At 62.8% G+C, this 18,780-nt stretch carries 8 protein-coding genes; 3 read left to right on the forward strand and 5 right to left on the reverse strand.

What is annotated here, in order from left to right; translation table 11 throughout:
- The first annotated feature begins 161 nt into the window (after positions 1-161).
- Positions 162-524, forward strand: a complete 363-nt coding sequence (locus AC6I6L_RS06935; protein ID WP_497917008.1) for a NifU family protein — start codon at positions 162-164, stop codon at positions 522-524.
- Between the two features lie 32 nt (positions 525-556).
- Here AC6I6L_RS06935 and AC6I6L_RS06940 read toward each other — a convergent pair whose 3' ends face one another.
- From AC6I6L_RS06940 to AC6I6L_RS06955, 4 genes are all read right to left on the reverse strand, one after another.
- Positions 557-1,489, reverse strand: coding sequence for a ketopantoate reductase family protein (locus AC6I6L_RS06940; RefSeq protein ID WP_497917009.1), 933 nt, complete (start codon positions 1,487-1,489; stop codon positions 557-559).
- 103 nt (positions 1,490-1,592) lie between these two features.
- Entirely contained in the window at positions 1,593-1,892 is a 300-nt protein-coding gene (locus AC6I6L_RS06945; RefSeq protein WP_497917010.1) for a DUF7130 family rubredoxin-like protein, read from the reverse strand.
- 228 nt (positions 1,893-2,120) lie between these two features.
- Entirely contained in the window at positions 2,121-6,140 is a 4,020-nt protein-coding gene (locus AC6I6L_RS06950) for a PGF-pre-PGF domain-containing protein (RefSeq protein ID WP_497917011.1), read from the reverse strand.
- 357 nt (positions 6,141-6,497) lie between these two features.
- On the reverse strand, positions 6,498-11,342 hold the full coding sequence (locus AC6I6L_RS06955) for a GLUG motif-containing protein (RefSeq protein WP_497917012.1): 4,845 nt from the start codon (positions 11,340-11,342) through the stop codon (positions 6,498-6,500).
- Positions 11,343-11,658: 316 nt separating this feature from the next.
- Between AC6I6L_RS06955 and AC6I6L_RS06960 the strand changes: the two genes are divergently transcribed.
- Positions 11,659-13,359, forward strand: coding sequence for a histidine kinase N-terminal 7TM domain-containing protein (locus AC6I6L_RS06960; protein WP_497917013.1), 1,701 nt, complete (start codon positions 11,659-11,661; stop codon positions 13,357-13,359).
- 147 nt (positions 13,360-13,506) lie between these two features.
- A complete protein-coding gene (locus AC6I6L_RS06965) occupies positions 13,507-15,108 on the forward strand; it encodes a helix-turn-helix domain-containing protein (RefSeq protein ID WP_497917104.1) in 1,602 nt (533 codons plus the stop codon).
- 24 nt (positions 15,109-15,132) lie between these two features.
- On the opposite strand, the gene AC6I6L_RS06970 is transcribed toward AC6I6L_RS06965, so the two are convergent.
- Positions 15,133-18,780: a DNA polymerase II large subunit gene (locus AC6I6L_RS06970; RefSeq protein ID WP_497917014.1), complete on the reverse strand. Its 3,648-nt coding sequence runs from the start codon at positions 18,778-18,780 to the stop codon at positions 15,133-15,135.

The raw sequence follows: 18,780 nt of genomic DNA on the forward strand, positions 1-18,780 counted from the left end.
CGGTCTCCTGTAACGAGTTACCGGTGCAACCGCAGACGGGTCGCGGTCGCACCGGAAATGACTGACAGCAGTCCGTACGAGTCGTTCGCAACCGCCCGTGGTGTCGGAAACCGAACATGGATGACGGAAGGTTTAGGGGCTCGGACACCCAAGCGTGGGATATGAGCACTGAGACCCAGGACGGGGACGACCTCGAAGACCGCGTCGCGAACTTCCTGCGACGAAACTTCCCACAGATTCAGATGCACGGCGGCAGCGCGGCGATTCAGGACCTCGATCGCGAGACCGGCGAAGTCTCGATCGCACTCGGCGGTGCCTGCAGCGGCTGTGGCATCTCGCCGATGACGATTCAGGCGATCAAAAGCCGGATGGTCAAAGAGATTCCCGAAATCGAGAAAGTCAACGCCCACACTGGCATGGACGATGGTGGCGACATGGGCGGTGGCATGAGTCCGTCGTTCCCAGGCGAAACCGTCGACGACGACGGTGGCGAGGCCGACGAAGGACCACAGGCCCCGTTCTAGACCCTTCTGGCCGGCAGTCGTCGAGAGATGGGTCACTCGTTTTTTGAATCCGAATCGTTGGGCACGTCCCGGAGTCCGTGATCGCGTTCCCAGGTCCGTACCAGTGTCGAGAGCGTCCGGTTCGTCGGTACGTCGAGACGCCGTTCAGCGGCTCGATCGACGACGTAACCGTTGATCGCGTCGATTTCGGTCCGACGATCGCGACGAACGTCCTGAGCCATCGAGGAGGTGTTCGCCGCCGTCGCCGCGGCGACGTCCGTCATCGCTTCTAGCGCCTCGCGGTTAGAGAGACCAACGTCATTCGCACGGGCGACTCGCGCGGTCTCTCGTGTCGCGGCGCGGGCGAGATCGTTCGCCTCGGGCTCGAGGATCACCCCATTTTCGCTTCGCGTCAACGCCGTGATCGCGTTAATACCGGCATTCACCGCCAGTTTCTCCCACAGCCGCAGGGGCATATCGTCGGCGACCGTCGTCTCGAAGCCCGCCGCGGCGACCGCCTCCCCGACCCGATCGGCTCCAAGCGTCCGACCGCCCGATCGCGGTCCGAGGACGATCTCACCGATTCCCGTACACTCGACGACGCCCGGTTCCTGAAGAATCGCCCCGTAAGAGGCGGTTCCGGCGAGCACCGGACAGGAAACCCTGTCTGCGAGGACGACTTCGTTTCCCATCCCGTTCTGGAGCGAGAGGACGGCGTCGAACGAGCCCGACGCGATCGTCTGAGCGACCGTCTCGGTGTCGAAGGATTTGACGGTGACGATCCCGAGGTCGGCCTCGAGCGTTCGTCCGTCGGTCGTCGCTGACGGGGTGACGTGGTCTTCGATCCGGCCCTCGATTCGAAGTCCGGAGTCGCGGACGGCACGCGCGTGAGACGGTCGGGCGACGAGCGTCACCGCGTGTTCACGGGCGAGGACCCCGCCGACGAGGCTCCCGAGGCTGCCCGCACCGAAGACGACGATGTCCATACTATCCCCGTCGGTCCGCCCGGTCAAAGGCGGTTTGGCTCCGACGCCATCGGTTGCCAAGAGGCGGGCGGCGATCGCCGGTGGCGCGGGACACCGATTCGTCTCAGTCTTCGGTCCAGTAGTAGAGGTCCTCTCGATCGGCGTCACAGGACGGACAGCGATCCGGTAAGCCGCGATCGAGCGTCCCCATTTCGCCGCATTCGAGACAGCGCCACATCAGTTCCGCCTCGCCGAACTCGTGGCCCGATCGAACGTGCTCGACGCTCATCCCTTCGAGGCCCTCTCGAAGCGTGACGTAAAACCCCTCCTCGTCGAAGCCGCGAATCCGGCCGATCCGATCGCCGTTTTCGGTGTAAACCTCCGTTCCGAATCCAAGTTGGGGTTGGTGCTGTTCAGTCGGCATGTGTGATCCGAACGTCGCGTGGCTGCATAAAGGTCGCAGGAGCCGCGTATCGCCTGACTGTGTGGATCGAGCGAGAATCTCGATCGTCTACAGGCGGAGAGAATAAATCATATTCCGCGATACAAAATTCGGTCGGCGCGACCTCCACAGTTTCGGCGGCGCGGGCAGAACTGACCCATTTTCGGTACGAACGCGATCGCAATCGATCGAGCCGTCCGTTCGTATTCGTCACTCGCGGCGACGAACCAGGAGCACCAGCGCGAACAGAGCGACTACGGTCGTGGGCAGTCCGAAGCCGGGAATGTCGTCGTCCGTTTCCGTCGACTCGCCGGAGTCGTCAGACTCGTCGGTCGACTCTTCGGACTCATCAGCCGACCCGGTGGACTCGTCGATCGAACCCGGTTCTGTGGCTCGCTCGCCGATCGCGAACGTCGAGAAGCCCGGCGTCGTCGACTCGTAGATGACCTCTTCGGCACCCTCCGAAACGATCACAGTGTCGAGTTCGATCCATTCGCCCGCATCCTCGTCGTAGCGATTGAGCGCGATGTCCTCGGCAGCGAGGTTTCGATCGTCGAGCGTGTCAGCACTCACGTCGAACTCGACGATCGCCGAGTCGACCCGATCGCTGGCGTCGACGCCATCGGAAGAGACGGTGAACTCGACGTAGGAGATCGCCCGATCCGACTCGCCGTCGGTGCTCCCGTCCGCCACGTCGTCACCGAGCGGTGGCGTGCCTTCGGGAAGATCATCGCGGCTCGTCGATCGGGCCTCGAAGGTCACGTCGGTGTCGTCACCGAACGTGAGATCGACGCGACCGTAGCGCGTGCCGCGTTCCTCGTCGCGAACGGAGTCGCCGAAGTCGATGGTGGCGGGTTCGTCGGCCGATGCCGAGATCGCAGCCACCACGCTCCCGTCGGTGATCTCGACGTCGACATCGTCGCCATCGTCGTCGTCCCGCGATGACGTACGACGATCCGATCGCCTGGGTGGGTTCGAGACCGACACCACTGTCGTGTCGGTCGCGCCCGCCAGTTCGGCTTCGAGGTCCGTGCTTCCCGCACTTTCGGCACGCACCGTTCCGTCCGCGTCGACGGTCGCAACCGACGAGTCGTTCGAGGTGAGGGTGGCCGTTCCGGTGACGTCGAGCGTCGTTCCGTTGACGTAGGTCGCGTGGGCAGTGAGGGTTGTTGACTCACCTCTCGTCAGGGAGTCAGCGTCGAGCGAGACCGAAAGGGAGTCGACGGCGGCCTGCTCGATGGTGACGATCGCGGTGGCGTGAACCGTCGGGTCGTCGACGGTCGCGAAGTCGACGGTGTAGGTACCGCTACTGTTTTCGACGAACTCGAATCCAGCGATGCCGGTTTCGTTCGTCGGGTTCGTCTCGCCGGGGATGAGGCCGCCGAGGTCGCCGGTGTCGGTGACGGTGATCTCCTCGTCTGGAATTCGATTGTCGAACGCGTCGGAGGCGTTGACCGCGATCCGTCCCGTCATCCCGGCGGTTTCGGTCACGTTCGTCGCGTTGAGGCTGTCGACGGCGGCGGGGTCGACGTCGAACTCGTCGGTCGTCGTCGTGTTGCTGGTGTCGACGCCCGAATCACTGCCGTTAATTCCGAACTGAAGTCGGTACGTGTCCGGACTCTCGATTTCGAGGTCGTCGAAGACCGCGACGCCACTCGTGTTCGTCTGATTCGTCGTCGCTCCGACGGTGATGTCGCCCACCCCATCGACGGCTTCGACAGTAACATCGACATCCGCGACGGGATTACCGAACTCGTCAGTGACCGCGGCTGCTGGCGGGCCAGTGATCGGTTCGCCAGCGGTCTGTGAGGACCCCGGTTCGGAGTCGACGTCGACGGTGTTGGCGTTTGCTGCCGAAACCGAGAACGTCGAACTAGTCGTTTCAGTCAGTCCCGTGCTAAAGGCGTTCAGCGTGTAGTCGTCGGCCGTTTCAATGGATGTGTCTGAGAACGTTGCGACTCCATCGACGGCGTCGACGGCTGTTTCGCCAGTGAGCGTCCCGTCGCCCGTTTCGACAGTGAGGACCACCTCGTCGCTCACATCGTCGACCACATTGTCGTACTCGTCGCGGATGTCGACGGTGATCGGGTCACCGCCCTCGCTGGTGATCGACTCACCAGCGGTCGAATCGGCGGGGTGTTCGGTAAATGTCAGTGTGTCGGCCTCAGCAGGGTTGATCCGAACAGTTGCGGTGTCGTCGGCGTCGGTGTTACCCACCCACGCGAATCTGAGCGTGGCTTCCCCGGATTGTTCCTCGTTGAACGAGAACGTCGTGACGCCTGAGGCGTTCGTCTCGTTTATTTGTCCGGTCGAAATCTCGGAGAGACCGTCGTCGTTATCAATCACTTCGATCGAGACGTCCTCCAAGGGAACGTCGTCGCCGTCGGTCGCCCTGATTTCGAGTTCTCCGGATTCGCCAGCAGTCGCCGTCGTATTTATCGCCTCGATCTCGACTGTGTCCAACACGTCGACCGTCGCCGTGTCGGTGACACCGCCGACATCGCCCGTAATCGTCACTGTGTCGCCGAAATCCCCCTCGCTGGGGGTGTAGGTCGTCGTCGCATTACCGTCGGCGTTCGTGTCGTCGGTCAGTCCGAGACTGCCCTCGGCGGTTCCGGCCGAGAAGTCGACGGTTTCGCCTTCCTGCTCGTTTCCGTCGGCGAACGGTTCTTCGTAGGTGACCGTCGCGGTCACGGTGGCCTCGCCGGACGGTTGTATCTCGCTTTGGTCGGCCACCACGCTGATCGCGAATCCGGGCTCGCCGACATCGAAGGCGACCGCTCTAGAGACGGAGTTGTCGTCGTCGAGTACCACCGACAGTTCCACGGGTTGATACCAGTCGCCGTCGCCGACGACGTAGGTAGCGGTCGCCTCGCCGTCCCCATTGGTCGACCCGTCGGGGTTCTCAAGCGATCCCGAAGCCGTCCCGGCCGAGAACGAGACCGGTTCGCCCTCGATTGGGTCTCCGGTCCCGGCGTCTTCGTACGTTGCCGTCACGGTGATCTCGTTGGCCGACCCCCCGTCGACGGGATCGACCGGCATTGTCTCGTCGAAATCGAGGCTCAGGACGGGATCGATGACGCGGACGGTTTCGGTGGCCTCGTCGTCGCCCGATGACACCGTGATGTCTCCCTTACCGTTGTTTTGGGAACCGGTTGTCCAAAAGAGATTGACGTCCTCTGAGGCTCCGGAAGCGGGGGAAATGGAGGCAGAGTCACGCTGTTGGCCTTCAAAATCTGTGTCGGTAAGCGTTACCGTCCCCGAACCGTCCGCTCCCCAGTTGGTGACCGACGCCGTGGCGGTGAGCGTGTCACCGATCTCGACGGGGGAGTTCGTGTTCTCGATGGTCACGCCGAAGTACGGTTCCGTGTTTTCCCACGCGAAAACGGGGTAGGAGTCGGTAGCGTGCCATGTGTCAGTGAACGCGAAGCCACCCATGTTTTCGGGCGCGTTCGCGCCGGTCATCTCCTCTGTCGAGAGCCCGGTTCCGCCGGACGTACCCGACGCGCTCGATGTGTCCCAGTAGGAGTTACTGTCGGTGCCACCGTTCGTGTTCTTGCCAATCAGCCCACCGGCGTTAGTTCCTCCCGAAACGTCGCCGGCGGCGTACGAATCTTCGACGGTTCCGGTGTTTTGTCCGACCAGTCCGCCGGCGACATAACCACTCGTAGCTGTACTTGTCACGGTGGCCGATGTGTACGACTCCTTGACGGTTCCGGCGTTCTCTCCGACTACCCCACCCGTGTGCTGGTTCCCTTCGATCGATCCACTAACGTCGACCTTCCGTACCGTTCCACGGTTGTACCCGACGAGGCCACCGGTCGAATAAATGGAACTGGCCTCCCCGGTGACGTTTACGTCTTCGAGGACCACATTCTCGATGACTGCATTCCCGCTCGTATCACTGATGAGTCCGGTATGGTTTTCCGAGGTTGCCGTGATTTTGAGCCCCGAAATCGTGTTTCCTCCGCCGTTGAAGCGTCCATTGAACCGATTTAATTTGTCCCCGATCGGCTCGAATCCGCCGTCCTCGACGACGGTTTCGTAGCCCGGTGAATCCTCGTCGAGGTCGTTCGCGAGGACATAATCCCCATCGAGATCGTCTTCCATGCCTTGGAGGTCATTCCAGTCGGAGATCTGCTCCTGAGCCGCCGCCATCCCGACGAAACCCCCACCAAAGACACCCGCCGCAATCACAACGAGTAACGCCGCCGGCCAGAGACCCCTCATCGCCCCTCCGGGATCGGTACCGCGTCGGTTCGGCGTGCTCGATCGATCGATCGACGGCCACGGGTCCCCCAGTCGAAATCCAGTCTGCCACAGGTCCCACGTGGGTTGTAACAGATGACGATCGACAAGTCCCCCCAGTAGAATCGGTCCCATTGCTCGTTCATGGGTACTGATACGACCGGCATAAGTGGAATACCAGCGAGTGGTGGTGTAGCCATGAATTATGCGCTGAAACACCCACTGCCAACCACCCACGTCGCGAACCGAACGACCCAACACGGAGTGGGTCCGGCTCGAAGAGGCCAGCGAACAGTGTCTCGACGCTGCACCGCCCGCTGATTTACCGCGCAACTCGGGTTACTGACCCGATCGACGTCGATCGATCAGGAGCACCACGCCGAACAGGGTGATTGCCCCCACGAGCAGTCCGAAGCCGGGGATATCGTCGTCCGTCTCCGTTGGGTCGTCGTCCGTCTCCGTTGGGTCGTCGTCCGTCTCCGTTGGGTTGTCGTCTGTCTCTGTTGAGTCGTCGTCCGTCTCCGGCATTCCGCTGGCAGCACGCTCGCCGATCGCGAACGTCGAGAAGCCCGGCGTCGTCGACTCGTAGGTGACCTCTTTGGCACCCTCCGAGACGATCGTGGTGTCGAGTTCGGTCCACTCGCCCGCATCCTCGTCGTAGCGATTGAGCGCGATGTCCTCGGCAGCGAGAGTTCGATCGTCGAGCGTGTCAGTACTCACGTCGAACTCGACGATCGCCGAGTCGATCCGATCGCTGGCGTCGACGCCATCGGAAGAGACGGTGAACTCGACGTAGGAGATCGCCCGATCCGAGTCGCTGGCGTCACTACCACCATCGCCACCGAGTGCGGGCGTTCCGTCGGGGAGATCGGCGCGGTTCGTCGACCGCGCGGTGAAGATGACCTCGGTGTCTTCGCCGAAGGTGAGGTCGACGCGACTGAAGCGCGTGCCGCTTTCGTCATCGCGGACGGAATCACCGAGCTCGATGCGGACTGGTTCGTTGGCCAAAGCGGAGGTAGTCGTCGAGACGCTCCCATCGTCGTTCGTCTCGATCTCTCCTGTCTCTGAATCGTCGTCGTCAGCCGCAGGGGCCGTACTGCTCCCGCCGCTTCCACCCCCGCTGCCTCCGCCGCCACTGCTGCCCCCAGTAGAGACACGCCGAACCGAGAGTGAGACCTCGTCATCGACTCCGGCTCGGGCGGCTTCGATCACGGTCGACCCGCCGCGCTCGGCGGTGACGGTTCCGCGGTCGACGGTCGCCACGCGGGTGTCGCTGCTGTCGTAGTCGGCGGTGGTGTTCGCCCAGTAGCCGCGCTGACCGTAGGCGGTCACTGCCACCGTTGCCTCGGTGGTCTCACCCACGTCGAGTTCGTCGTCCGCGAGAGTCACCGAGAGATCACTCACGGCGTACTGGTGGATCGGGTAGCCGTCGAGTTCGGTCCACGTCGACGTGAAGTCCAAGCCCTCCATGTTCTCGGTGGCGTTCAGGCCGGTCATTTCGTCGGTGGTCAGCCCGGTGACGTTGCCGCCAGCCGAGGTCGACTGAGTAGTCGTATTGATGTCCCAGTAGGCGTCTTCGACAGTACCCGAGTTGTCGCCGACAAGTCCGCCGACAGTATTTGTGCCGTCGACCTCACCAGTGGCGTACGACGTGGTCACATCGCTACCGTCGTTGTTCCCAACGAGTCCGCCGACATAGTCTGTACCATCGACCGTTCCAGTGGCGTATGAGTCAGCCACCTTGCCCCCATATTCGTTGTCGCCGACAAGCCCGCCGATATAGTTTGTGCCGTTGACCCCACCGGTGGCGTGTGACTCGGTGACATCGCTACCGTCGTTGTTTCCAACGAGTCCGCCGACATTTTCTGTGCCGTTGACGTCGCCCGTAGCGTGCGAGTCGATGACGGTGCTCGAGCCGGAGAAGTAACCGACGAGTCCACCGACTCTACGTTCACCGTTGACAGCAACTGTCGCGTGTGAAGCAATTATATTTGCGTCGATACTGAACCTACCCACGAGCCCGCCGACATCGTCTTCGCCGTCGACGGTACCGGTGGCGTACGAATCGGTTACGTTGGCCCCAAGATTCCTGCCGATAAGCCCACCGATAGCGTTTCTGCCGTTGATCGTACCATTAACATACGTTTCGGTCACGTCGCCGTCGTTGTTACTGCCGGCGAGTCCACCGACATAGTCATCGGCGGATATCTCGACGTTTTCGAGCCCAACTCGCTGTATCTCTGCATCATTAGTAGACCCAAACAGTCCGACGTAGTCCTCATCTCGATCGATGTACAGGTCCGAAATTCTGTGGTCGTCGCCGTCGAACGTCCCTGTGAACTCGTTATCGGACCCAAAATCAGTATACCCGACTGGATCGAATCCCGCTCCGTTGTTCCAGTTTTTCGTCTCATTGGCGTCGATGTCGTTCGTGAGTCTGTAGCTCGCCGAGAGGTCATTGCGCATCCCCTGGAGGTCAAGCACAGTTTCGAGTTCGTACGGTTCGGCCTCGGTTCCGTCGCCCGCAAAGGGAGAAGTGAGCGACGGATACTCCGCGGTGAGGTACCACGTGCTCTCGAAGTCGAGGCCGTCCATGTTGCCGTCAGCCGAGGCGTTCGCGCCGGTCATCTGGGCGGTGGTGAGTCCCGTCGCACCGCCGGCGGAGTCGGTCTGTCCGGTTGTATTCACGTCCCAGTAGGCGTCAAAGACGGTCCCGCTACTATTGCCAACGAGACCGCCGGTATCCGTCCCGGTGGAGTTGACGTGGCCGGTGGCGAACGAGGTCCTGATCTCGTCTACGTTGTAACCGACAAATCCGCCGACGTTTGCGGAGCCGTTGACGGTTCCGCTGGCAGAGCTATTCGAAAGTGTGCCATCGTTGTTGCCGATAAAACCGCCGACGTTTTCCGAGCCCTCGACACTGCCGGTGGCGTACGATTCATTCACCACCCCGAGAGAATTTCCTCCGTCGTTGGAGTTCACACCGACGAGTCCGCCAACATCAACAGAGCCATCGACAGTTCCGGTGGCGTACGACTCGGTCACCTCGCCGGCGTTTGCGCCGACGAGTCCGCCGACATACTGATCAGAGCCATCGACAGTTCCTGTGGCGTACGACTCAGTCACTTCGCCGACGCTTGCGCCGATAAGCCCGCCGACACGATTACCACCGTCGACAGTTCCGGTGGCGTACGACTCAGTCACCTCGCCGACGCTTGCGCCGACAAGCCCGCCGACACGATTACCACCGTCGACACTGCCGGTTGCAGACGACGTACTCACCGATCCGCTATGGGAACCGACAAGCCCACCGACATCTTCAGAGCCGACGACACTGCCGGTCGCAGACGACTCATTTATTATTCCGGACCTATGCTCGCCGACGAGCCCGCCGATGTATTTGGAGCCATCGACAGTAGCAGCTGCAGACGACGCGCTCACCTTTCCATTGTTGTTTGTGCCAACGAGCCCGCCGATGTGTTCGGCGCCATCGACAGTACCGGTCGCAGACGACTCGTGCACCTCGCCGTCCAAGTTGTAGCCGACGAGCCCACCGACCCACTCAGAGCCGACGACGCTGACGTTTTCGAGATTGACCCTCTCGATCGTCCCATCGTTGACGGCTCCAAAGAGGCCGACACTAGTCTCGCTGCCACGGTTAATAGATAGCTCTAAAATCGTATGGCCGTCGCCGTCGAAGTGGCCGGTGAATCCTTCGCTGGTGTCAGGCCCAATCGGCTCGAATCCCGCTCCGCTGTTCCAGTTTTTCGTCTCACTGGCGTCTATGTCGTTCGTGAGTCTGTAGTTCGCCGAGAGGTCCTTTCGTATCTCCTGAAGATCGAACACATCGTCGAGTTCGTACGGATCGGCCTCCGTACCCTTGCCCTCGAAGGGAGGGCTAAGCGATGGATACTCCGCGGTAAGATACCACGACCCCTCGAAATCGAAGCCGTCCATGTTGCCGTCGGCCGAGGCGTTCGCGCCGGTCATCTGAGCGGTGGTGAGCCCCTCACCGCCATCGGACGCTAACTGGTTTGTCGACTCGGTGTCCCAGTAGGCGTTGTTGACCTCGCCGCCATCAAAAACTCCAACGAGCCCGCCGACATTGTTTGTGCCAGTGACTTCGCCGGTGGCGTACGACTCGTTCACTACGCTGTCGTCGGTGACCTTGCCGACAAGTCCGCCGATGTAGTCACTGCCGTTGACTTCGCCCGTAGCGTATGACTGTGTCACATGACTCGAAGCGTAGGTTCCGCCGGCGAGCCCACCGACGTTCTGCCCGCCGTCGACTGTACCGGTGGCGTACGAGTCGGTTATGTCACCACTCGTTCCGCCGACGAGTCCACCGACGGAATTCCCACCGTCGACTGTACCGGTGGCGTACGAGTCGGTTATGTCACCACTCGCTACGCCGACGAGTCCACCGACGGCCTCCCCGCCGTTGACTGTGGCAGTGGCGTACGAGTCGATGACATCTCCCCCATAACCGAAGCCGACGAGCCCACCGACGTACTCTGTCCCGCCGTCGACTGTACCGGTGGCGTACGAGTTGGTTATGTCACCATTCTGTGCGCCGACGAGCCCACCGACACCGTCTGTGCCCTTGACTGTACCGTTGAAAGAGGAATCGATTATGTCATCCCCGCTTTGGCCGACGAGCCCACCGACATCGGTTGTGCCCTTGACTGTACCGTTGACAGAGGAATCGATTATCTCGACCGAGTTGAAGCCGACGAGCCCGCCAACATGATCATTTCCAGTGACATCAGCGTTTTCGAGTCCAACTTGTTCGATCTTTCCACGATAAGCGAATCCAAACAGACCGACGTAATCCTCTCCTCGGTCGATGTGTAGGTCCGAAATCGTGTGGTTATCGCCGTCGAACGTCCCCGTGAACCTGTCGTCTGGACCATTCTCGCCAACTGGCTCGAAGCCCGCACCGCCATACCAATCTTTCGTCTCACTGGCGTCGATGTCCTTCGTAAGCACATAGCTCGCGCTCAGATCACCCCTCATCGCCTGTAGTTCGGAGGCGTTGCTGATCTCGTAGGGATCGTCGACGGTTCCCTCACCAGCGAGATCTTCGGGATCGAGCGGAACCGGATCGGCGGCCGCGACACCCACCGCGAGCGCCAGCACCGCCACAGCCACCACGAGACCCACGGCAAACCGACGGCCTCTCATTGCGCTTCCAGGATCGATACCACAGTCGTCCAGGACAACTGACCGTCCGACGCCCACAGTCTGTCCGGCCGACGAACAGCCCACCACGAGTCCCAAACCGGCTGTAACTGGTGGTGCCCCCCGAATTCCACCGCTGAAGTAGATCGCATTGCGTGACAGTCGGTACTGATAGAACTATCATAAGTGAGATACCAGCGAATAGTGGTATGGCTGTGAGTGGCGTGCTGCAGTGGTCTCCGTTGGAATCTCGAATACTGCCTCTGTATGCAGAACCGATAGAGTGGTACTGGTCGGCTCCCAAGACACTCACAAGTCCATGTACGTTTCTGGGCTGATCGCGTATGCGGCGTCGGCGCTCATCGGCGGGCTGCTCGCCGTCTCGCTATTGGCCAAATACGATCGTCGACAGCCCGCGTTCACGTTCGGCCTGTTTCTGCTCGTCATCGGCTTTTGGGCGGCCACGTATGTCGGTTATCTCGTCGCCACAACCGAGGCGTGGCTCCTGTTTTTCATCCAGCTGTCGTATCTCTCCGTCGTCACTGCCCCCGTCGTCTGGGTCGTCTTCGCCCTCCAGTACACCGATCGCGAGGCGTGGCTCTCGCGACGGCGGATCGCCCTGCTGTCGGTCGTCCCCGCTGGCGTCCTCGCGCTCGTCTGGACCGCGCCGTTTCACTCGCTGTTCTACGCCGACACCGCGGTCACGGTCGTCGGCGGCGTCTCCTTGCTCGAAACGCCGCCAGCGATCGGTCACCGGATCAATATCGGCTACTCCTACGGTCTGCTCCTGGTCGGGACGGGCCTCATCGTTGGCGAGACCGTCACGACCAATCGGCTGTACAGACGCCAGTCGCTGGTCCTGTTTGCCTGTCTTAGCACGCCGTGGCTCGCCAACGGGCTGTTTCATCTCGGCTTCCGTCCGATTCCGACGGCAGACCTCACGCCCGTCGTCTTCGTCATCGTCGGGATTCCGCTCGCGGCGATCGTCCAGCGCGCCGAGCTAACCGGCTTCGTTCCGATCGCCCACGAACGAGTGTTTCACACCCTCGACGATCCGGTATTCGTCGTCTCCGCCTCGAACCGGGTGCTGGACGTCAACCGTGCCGCACGGCAGTTGGTCGACGCCACGGGCCCGCTCGAAGGCCGCGATCTCACCGCGATCCTCCCCGAAACGCTGCTCGAAGACGGTACTCTCGATCCGGCGCTCGAAGACGCCGTGGAGTGTGCGATCGAGGTCGACGGCACGCCTCGACAGTACGTCGGCCGTCTCAGAGGTACCGAGCCGGCCACCCGAGACGGCCCGCGCGGCCGTATCCTCTCGCTGACCGACATTACGCTGCAGAAGGCACAACAGGAGAGCCTCGAAGCGAAAAACGAACAGCTCGAACGGCTCGCAAGCGTCGTCTCGCACGATCTGGCGACGCCGTTGGCGACCGGCGAAAGTCTGTTACACCTCATTCAGGCGGACCTCGACGCGCCGCCCGCTGAGGTCCAACGATCGCTGTCGGATCTCGAAACCGTCCACCGTCGGCTCCGAGCGTTCGCCGACGGCCTCCCGGCGCTCGCTCGCGAAAGCACGGATGTCGAAACCCCGACCGACTGCGACCTCGAAGCGACTGCACGGGCTGCATGGGACGTCGTCGACACCGTCGAACTCCGACTCACCGCCGAATCGACCTGCACGCTACAGGCGGATGCCAGCCGCCTCCAGCAGGCGTTCGAGAATCTCTTTCAGAACGTCGTCGAGCACGCGGTCGACGGTCCGAACGGGGCGACGATCGTCCGGATCGGCCAGCTACAGACTGGGTCGGGATTCTATCTCGAAGACGACGGGCGGGGGATTCCGGCCAACAGGCGGGAGGATCTGCTGGCTTTCGGCGTCTCGACCGGCAACGGGGCAGGCTACGGGCTGGCGATCGTCCGAACGATCGTCGACGCCCACGGCTGGTCGCTGTCGATCACCGACGGCGCAGACGGTGGCGCACGCTTCGAGATCGAGACCCACCTAGCCGCGACCTGAGTGGGATCGACGCCGATCGTGCGGGCGCACCACCATACGGTGGTGTGTATTTTAGTAGGGTGTGCGACATCACTTCTGTATAATGAATCAGTATCGAAGGAGTCCAGTCTGCTTCGGTCGCAGGCGGCACGTGGGCGAAGCGTGAGCATGACGGCTACGGACGAATCGGGATCAGCACCGTTGAACCGGCCGATATCGGTCCTCCTGATCGACGACGAGGAAACGTGGGTCCGGACACAGCGCCGGCTGCTCGAACGCGCCACCGATCGGCTACGCGTGTCGACGGCGACCAGTTTCGAGGCGGCCACGGAGACCCTCCGCGGGGAGACGCCGGACTGTATCGTCTGTGACTACCAACTCGGTGACGGGACTGGTCTCGACCTGTTGGCCCGAGTCCGCACCACCCATCCGGAACTCCCGTTTATTCTGGTAACCGGCGAGGGCGACGAGGCCGTGGCGAGCGACGCCATCAGCGAGCGGGTCACCGACTACATCAGGAAGATGCACCTCAGCCAGCAGCCAACGCGGCTAGCCCGACGGATCGAGTCGGTGGTGGCGGCCGACCGGACCCGCCGAGCGTTGGCCCGCGAGCGCCAGCGCAAGGAGGCGCTCCTCGAGATGGTGACCGACTCGGCCACGCGATCGGAACTCGGCCGAAACATCTGTGAGCACCTGGTCGACGACGGCTACGCCTGTGCGTGGATCGCCGTTCTCGACGACGACGGCGGGACCGTTCCGCTGGCGACCGCCGGCGAGACCGACTATCTCGAAGCAACAATCACCCCCGGAACGCGGCCGGCCGACGGGACCGAACCCGCCTTTCTCGCCCTCGAGACGTCCGAGCCAGTCGTCCGCTCGCTCGCCGGCACCGAAGGGAGTACCGAGACGGACGAATGGGAGGCGATCGCCGTCGGTCGCGGCTTTCGATCCGTGGCGGCGATCCCGATCGTCCACAACGACATCTATTTTGGCGTCCTCACCGTCTACGGCCACGCTCCTCGGATCGACGACCGTGAGCGAGCCTCGCTCACCGAGTACGCCGGGACGATCGGCTACGCGTTCCAGACGACAACGTGGAAGCGAACGCTCCTGTCGTCCGCCACCGCGACCGTCGAATTCACGCTCGACGGCCACTGCCACCCGCTGGTCGCGGTTGCGGAAACACTCCCCGACGAAACGACGCTCCGCGCGACGACCGTCATCCCACGAAACGACCGAGAGGTACTCTACGTAACGACCGTCGACGGCGGTACCGAATCCGACCTCGCGGCGGCCGCCAGCGCAACCGAGTCGATCGTTTCGGTCGAACGGTACCGAACCGACGACGAGCGTCGGTGTGGACTCGTCGCCGAGTCGCCGGCTCCCGAAGTGCGCCTCGCCGACGCCGGTGTCTCGGTGTCCCAGACCGTCGTCGAGGGGGGACAGGCACGCATTTCGGCGGATGTCGGGGCAGAAACCACCGTCCGAGCGTGTGTCGACGGTCTCTCGGAACTGTGTGGCGACGGTTCAGTGACGACGCTCTGGACCGCCACAGACCGGCCCGTCGGGTCGAGAGCCGATGCGATCGACGACCTCACTGCGAGACAGCGACAGGTGCTCGAACTCGCCATCGAGGCGGGCTACTTCGAGCGGCCGCGACACAACAATACGGGCGAACTCGCCGACGCACTCGACATCTCGCGGGCAACGTTCACTCAGCACCTGCGGGCCGCACAGCGGAAGGTGTTTGCGGCCGATATTCACGAATAAGATCGGCGTGCAAACGCCGATCGACTACATGAAGTCCTCGATCCCCGACTGTTTGTTCTTGTCGTTTTCGAAAACGCTCTCGAGCGATCGCTCAAGCACCTCTAACCGCTGTTTGGTGTAGGGTCGGCAGTCGTATTCGTCGGCAACCTCGATCGCGGTTTGCATGTACTTGTTCACCGAGCCCTGGTGGACGGTGAGGTTGACGCGGCCGCCACACTCCCGGCAGTCCCCGGTGAGGGGCATGCGGCGGAACTTCTCGCCGCAGTCGAGACAGCGGGTTTCCTGCCGTGAAAAGGCGCGTAAGTTCCCGATCAGGTCCGGCAGGAAGTGGCCTTCGATCACCCGTTCGGCCACGTCCGTCTCGTCGACTGCTGCGAGTTTCCGCGAGAGTTCGAGCTGGGCGTCCATCTTGTCCATCATCGAACCGAGCGTCTTGTACGCAGAGAGGTCGGGACCCATCGCGATGTCGGTGACGTCGTGGGTGTGGTCGAACCCGGTGTACTCCCCGTCGGTCCCGAGCGTGTCCTCTCCGATCTGAATGTCGATCGTCTCGGGGTCGGCCTGTTCGAGCGTCGCGAGGTAGAATTCGCGGGGGTACTGCCTGACGATGTCCATATTGTGGGCCTCGTCGTCGATCTCGGCGGGATCGATCCGGGAGGACATGACTAACGGTGCGTCCATCCGCCCACCACGCTTGTCCGGGAGGAAACTTCGACTGAAGTTCAGGAGGCCGTCCATCAGCAACATCACACAATCTTCGTCACCGTCACAATTGCGACGTTTCGCGGCGTGAAAGTACGGATGCGCGTATCCGACCGCGGCGCTCGTGAAACCGATCACTCTTCCGACAGTTGCCGCGCTCGTGTGGGGGGCCATCCCGAAGACGAGTTCACCGACGAGATCGTCCCGATCGTCCAGTTCGTAAAACGGCTCCAGACCGTAGTATTGCTCGAGGAGGTCGTCGATGAAGTCGGCGGTCTGGAGCATGTGCTCGGCCGCGCCGTCCGAGAGAACGACATCCTGAACGTTGAGTTCGACCAGTTGGTCCTCGTGGGTCAGGGGTTCGCCGTGGATATCTTCCTCGTAGCCGAGCGCCTGGAGTTGGCCCACGTCGACGTCGAGTTCGCTCGCCCGAACCGACGTGACGGGGAGGTCGGTCATATCGTATCGGACGGTCCCGTCCTTGAACGACGACACGTCGTGTTTGGCCCGCAGAATGCCTTTCTCGATCGGTTCCGGAATCTTGGTCGTCGAGGTGAGTCCCTTGACGCCTTTGCAGATATCGAAGGCGTTCTCGCGCTCACCGACGCTCTCGAGGGCCGATCGGAACTGCTCGTTGACGTCGATCTCGCGGATTTCGACGCAGGTCGCCTCGACCTCGCAGTGGCCACACTCGACGCGACCCGCTTCGTCGGGATCGATCTGCGTCTCGCAGTCGGGACAGCGGTAGTCGGGAACCGTCCGCTCGTCGCAGTCGGGACAGCGATTCGTAAAGGTCTCCGTTCCACAGCTTTCACAGCGCGTGCGGCCGACCTGCACCTCGACGACGCCAGGCGTATCCGACATCGTCTCGGCGTGTTTGGCGGCCTTCGAGACGTCGCGCTGTGGCCCGCCGGCGTCGCCGATCGGAAACAGCGTATGAACCGGCGGGCTCAGGTCGCGACTTTCGGATTTTTCGGGCCGGCCCATTCGGTTGCCGATCCGGGTCGGCGCTCGCTCGCGGACGGCGAAGGGGGCGACCTCGTTGACCGCTTCGATCGCGTTGTCGCCGGCGGAGTCGTGTCCCCAGGTCCGGGCGCGCTCCGAGAGATCGTCGTCGATCCAGGTTCGCTCGAGTTCGATCGTCCGAGTTTCGGGATCACCTCCCTGAACCGTCGCGCCGTCGGTCGCGGTGTGGCGAATCTCACAGCCGAGTGTTCGTACGAACGGTCGCCAGTCGTCGATCTCCAGGCGATCGTCGCGCTGGCGGTGCTCGATAACGATCGTCTCGAGGGCCTCGCGGGCGGCGTCGGTGTGATCGAGGACGAGCGTCTCGCTGTCGTCGATAACGCGTCCGTCCGTGACGGTCTCGGCCAGTTCGCAAAACGCCTCGACCGAGAGGTCGTGCCAGAGTGGGGTGTACGCGGGGTGAAGCGGTGCATCGTACTCGGTGGCCCACTCGAGGGCGCGATCGACGGTGGGGAACTCGAGGTCGATTCGGGGGTCGTCCTCGAGGGCCTGAACGTTCGCACCCGCAGCCTCGAGGTCCTGAATCCACCACTCGGGCGTATAGGTGGCGGGGGCCAGCGGGTGATTGTTTTCGATGAACTCGCCGTAGTTGACGAGGTACTCGCCGAGATCCAGAATCTTCTCGACGCCGTTTCGGATCTCGAGTGCCTCCTCGGGGTCGTCGATCCGCCGGACGTCGCCGTTTGCCAGTTTGACCGTCGGTCCCTCGATCGAGTCGACGGGAACAACGCCCGCGGCCTTGCCCGGCCGTTCGGTTTTGATCTGGGTCCCCGTCGCGAGGAAGTCGTCGACGAGGTGCATCGCCGCGGGGTGGACGCCGGCGGTCGCGAAGCCGTGATTGCGCGCGCGACCGTAGCGAAGCCGGAAGCCCCCCCGTGCGCAGGGGTGGGAGAAGACGGGGCGGCCGGCGATCAGATCGCGAAGGTATTTTTTCGATTCGTCGACGCGGGGTGGACCCGACGGCTCGTCGGCGGCGTCGGTCCCGTCGGCGTCCGTTGCGTCCGCCTCACCATCACCGTCTCCGCCGTCGCCGTCCCCGTCGTCTGCGGTCTCGCCACCGTCGGCCCCGTCATCGCTGCCGCCCTCGGCGTCCGCATCGTCGGCGGCGTAGTTGCCGTCGATCAGGTCCTGTAACCACGGCCAGTCGATCTCGTCGAGATTCCGGGTGTAGCGCTGGATTTTGGGAGCCTTCAGCGCGATTCCCTCCCCGAGGACGAGACACATTCCGCCGCGGGCGCTGTTGGTATCGACCCGCTCCAGATCGCGAAAACCCGAGACCTCCTCGTCGCCGGTCGCTTCGCCGTCCAGCATGATCGGGAGGTGTTTCGCGATGAACTTCGCTTCCTTCGCCTTCGGGGTGTACTGGAGACCGGTCTCCTTGTCGTAGAGGGCGATCTCCTCGGCGTAGCGTTCGATCTCCTCGCTGCGGGCATTGTACTGTTCGATTCCAACGAGGGCGCGCGTGTAGTCTGCGACCAGTACGGACAGCGCCTGTGCGGTCCCACCCGCAGAGCGGATCGGGCCGGCGTAATAGACGTTGACGAACTCGGTCCCGTCGTCGTTCGTGAGGATTTCGACCCTGTCGATCCCCTCGATCGGGGCCGCGACGACCCCTTCGGTGAGGAGGGCAACGGCGGTCCGTACCGCCCCCTCGACCTTGCCCGCTTTCGTCTCGTAGTCGCCAACGCGGCCCTCCGCGAAGTCCTTCGCGAGTTCGAGGGCGGACTCCTCGCGGCTCATCTCCCCCTCGAGTTCGCGGACGCGCTCGGCGACGCCGTCGATCCCGAGGATGTTCTCGACACGGTCTGCCATATCTTTGGCGACCGGAATCTCGACTTCGGGGGCGGGATCCCTGCTCCCCCGTTTGGCTCGTTCAGCGACGTCGAACGCCGCGTCGAGTTGGGATTCGAGGCGCTGGAAGTACCGCGTGTCTGCCTCGCGCAT

It is taken from the genome of Halosolutus sp. DAT137 (genome assembly GCF_059736405.1).

Coding starts and splice junctions, on each gene's coding strand:
- AC6I6L_RS06965 (WP_497917104.1), top strand. CDS start 13,507: ATGACGGCTACGGACGAATCGGGATCAGCACCGTTGAACCGGCCGATA.
- AC6I6L_RS06940 (WP_497917009.1), bottom strand. CDS start 1,489: ATGGACATCGTCGTCTTCGGTGCGGGCAGCCTCGGGAGCCTCGTCGGC.
- AC6I6L_RS06955 (WP_497917012.1), bottom strand. CDS start 11,342: ATGAGAGGCCGTCGGTTTGCCGTGGGTCTCGTGGTGGCTGTGGCGGTG.
- AC6I6L_RS06935 (WP_497917008.1), top strand. CDS start 162: ATGAGCACTGAGACCCAGGACGGGGACGACCTCGAAGACCGCGTCGCG.
- AC6I6L_RS06960 (WP_497917013.1), top strand. CDS start 11,659: ATGTACGTTTCTGGGCTGATCGCGTATGCGGCGTCGGCGCTCATCGGC.
- AC6I6L_RS06950 (WP_497917011.1), bottom strand. CDS start 6,140: ATGAGGGGTCTCTGGCCGGCGGCGTTACTCGTTGTGATTGCGGCGGGT.
- AC6I6L_RS06970 (WP_497917014.1), bottom strand. CDS start 18,780: ATGCGCGAGGCAGACACGCGGTACTTCCAGCGCCTCGAATCCCAACTC.
- AC6I6L_RS06945 (WP_497917010.1), bottom strand. CDS start 1,892: ATGCCGACTGAACAGCACCAACCCCAACTTGGATTCGGAACGGAGGTT.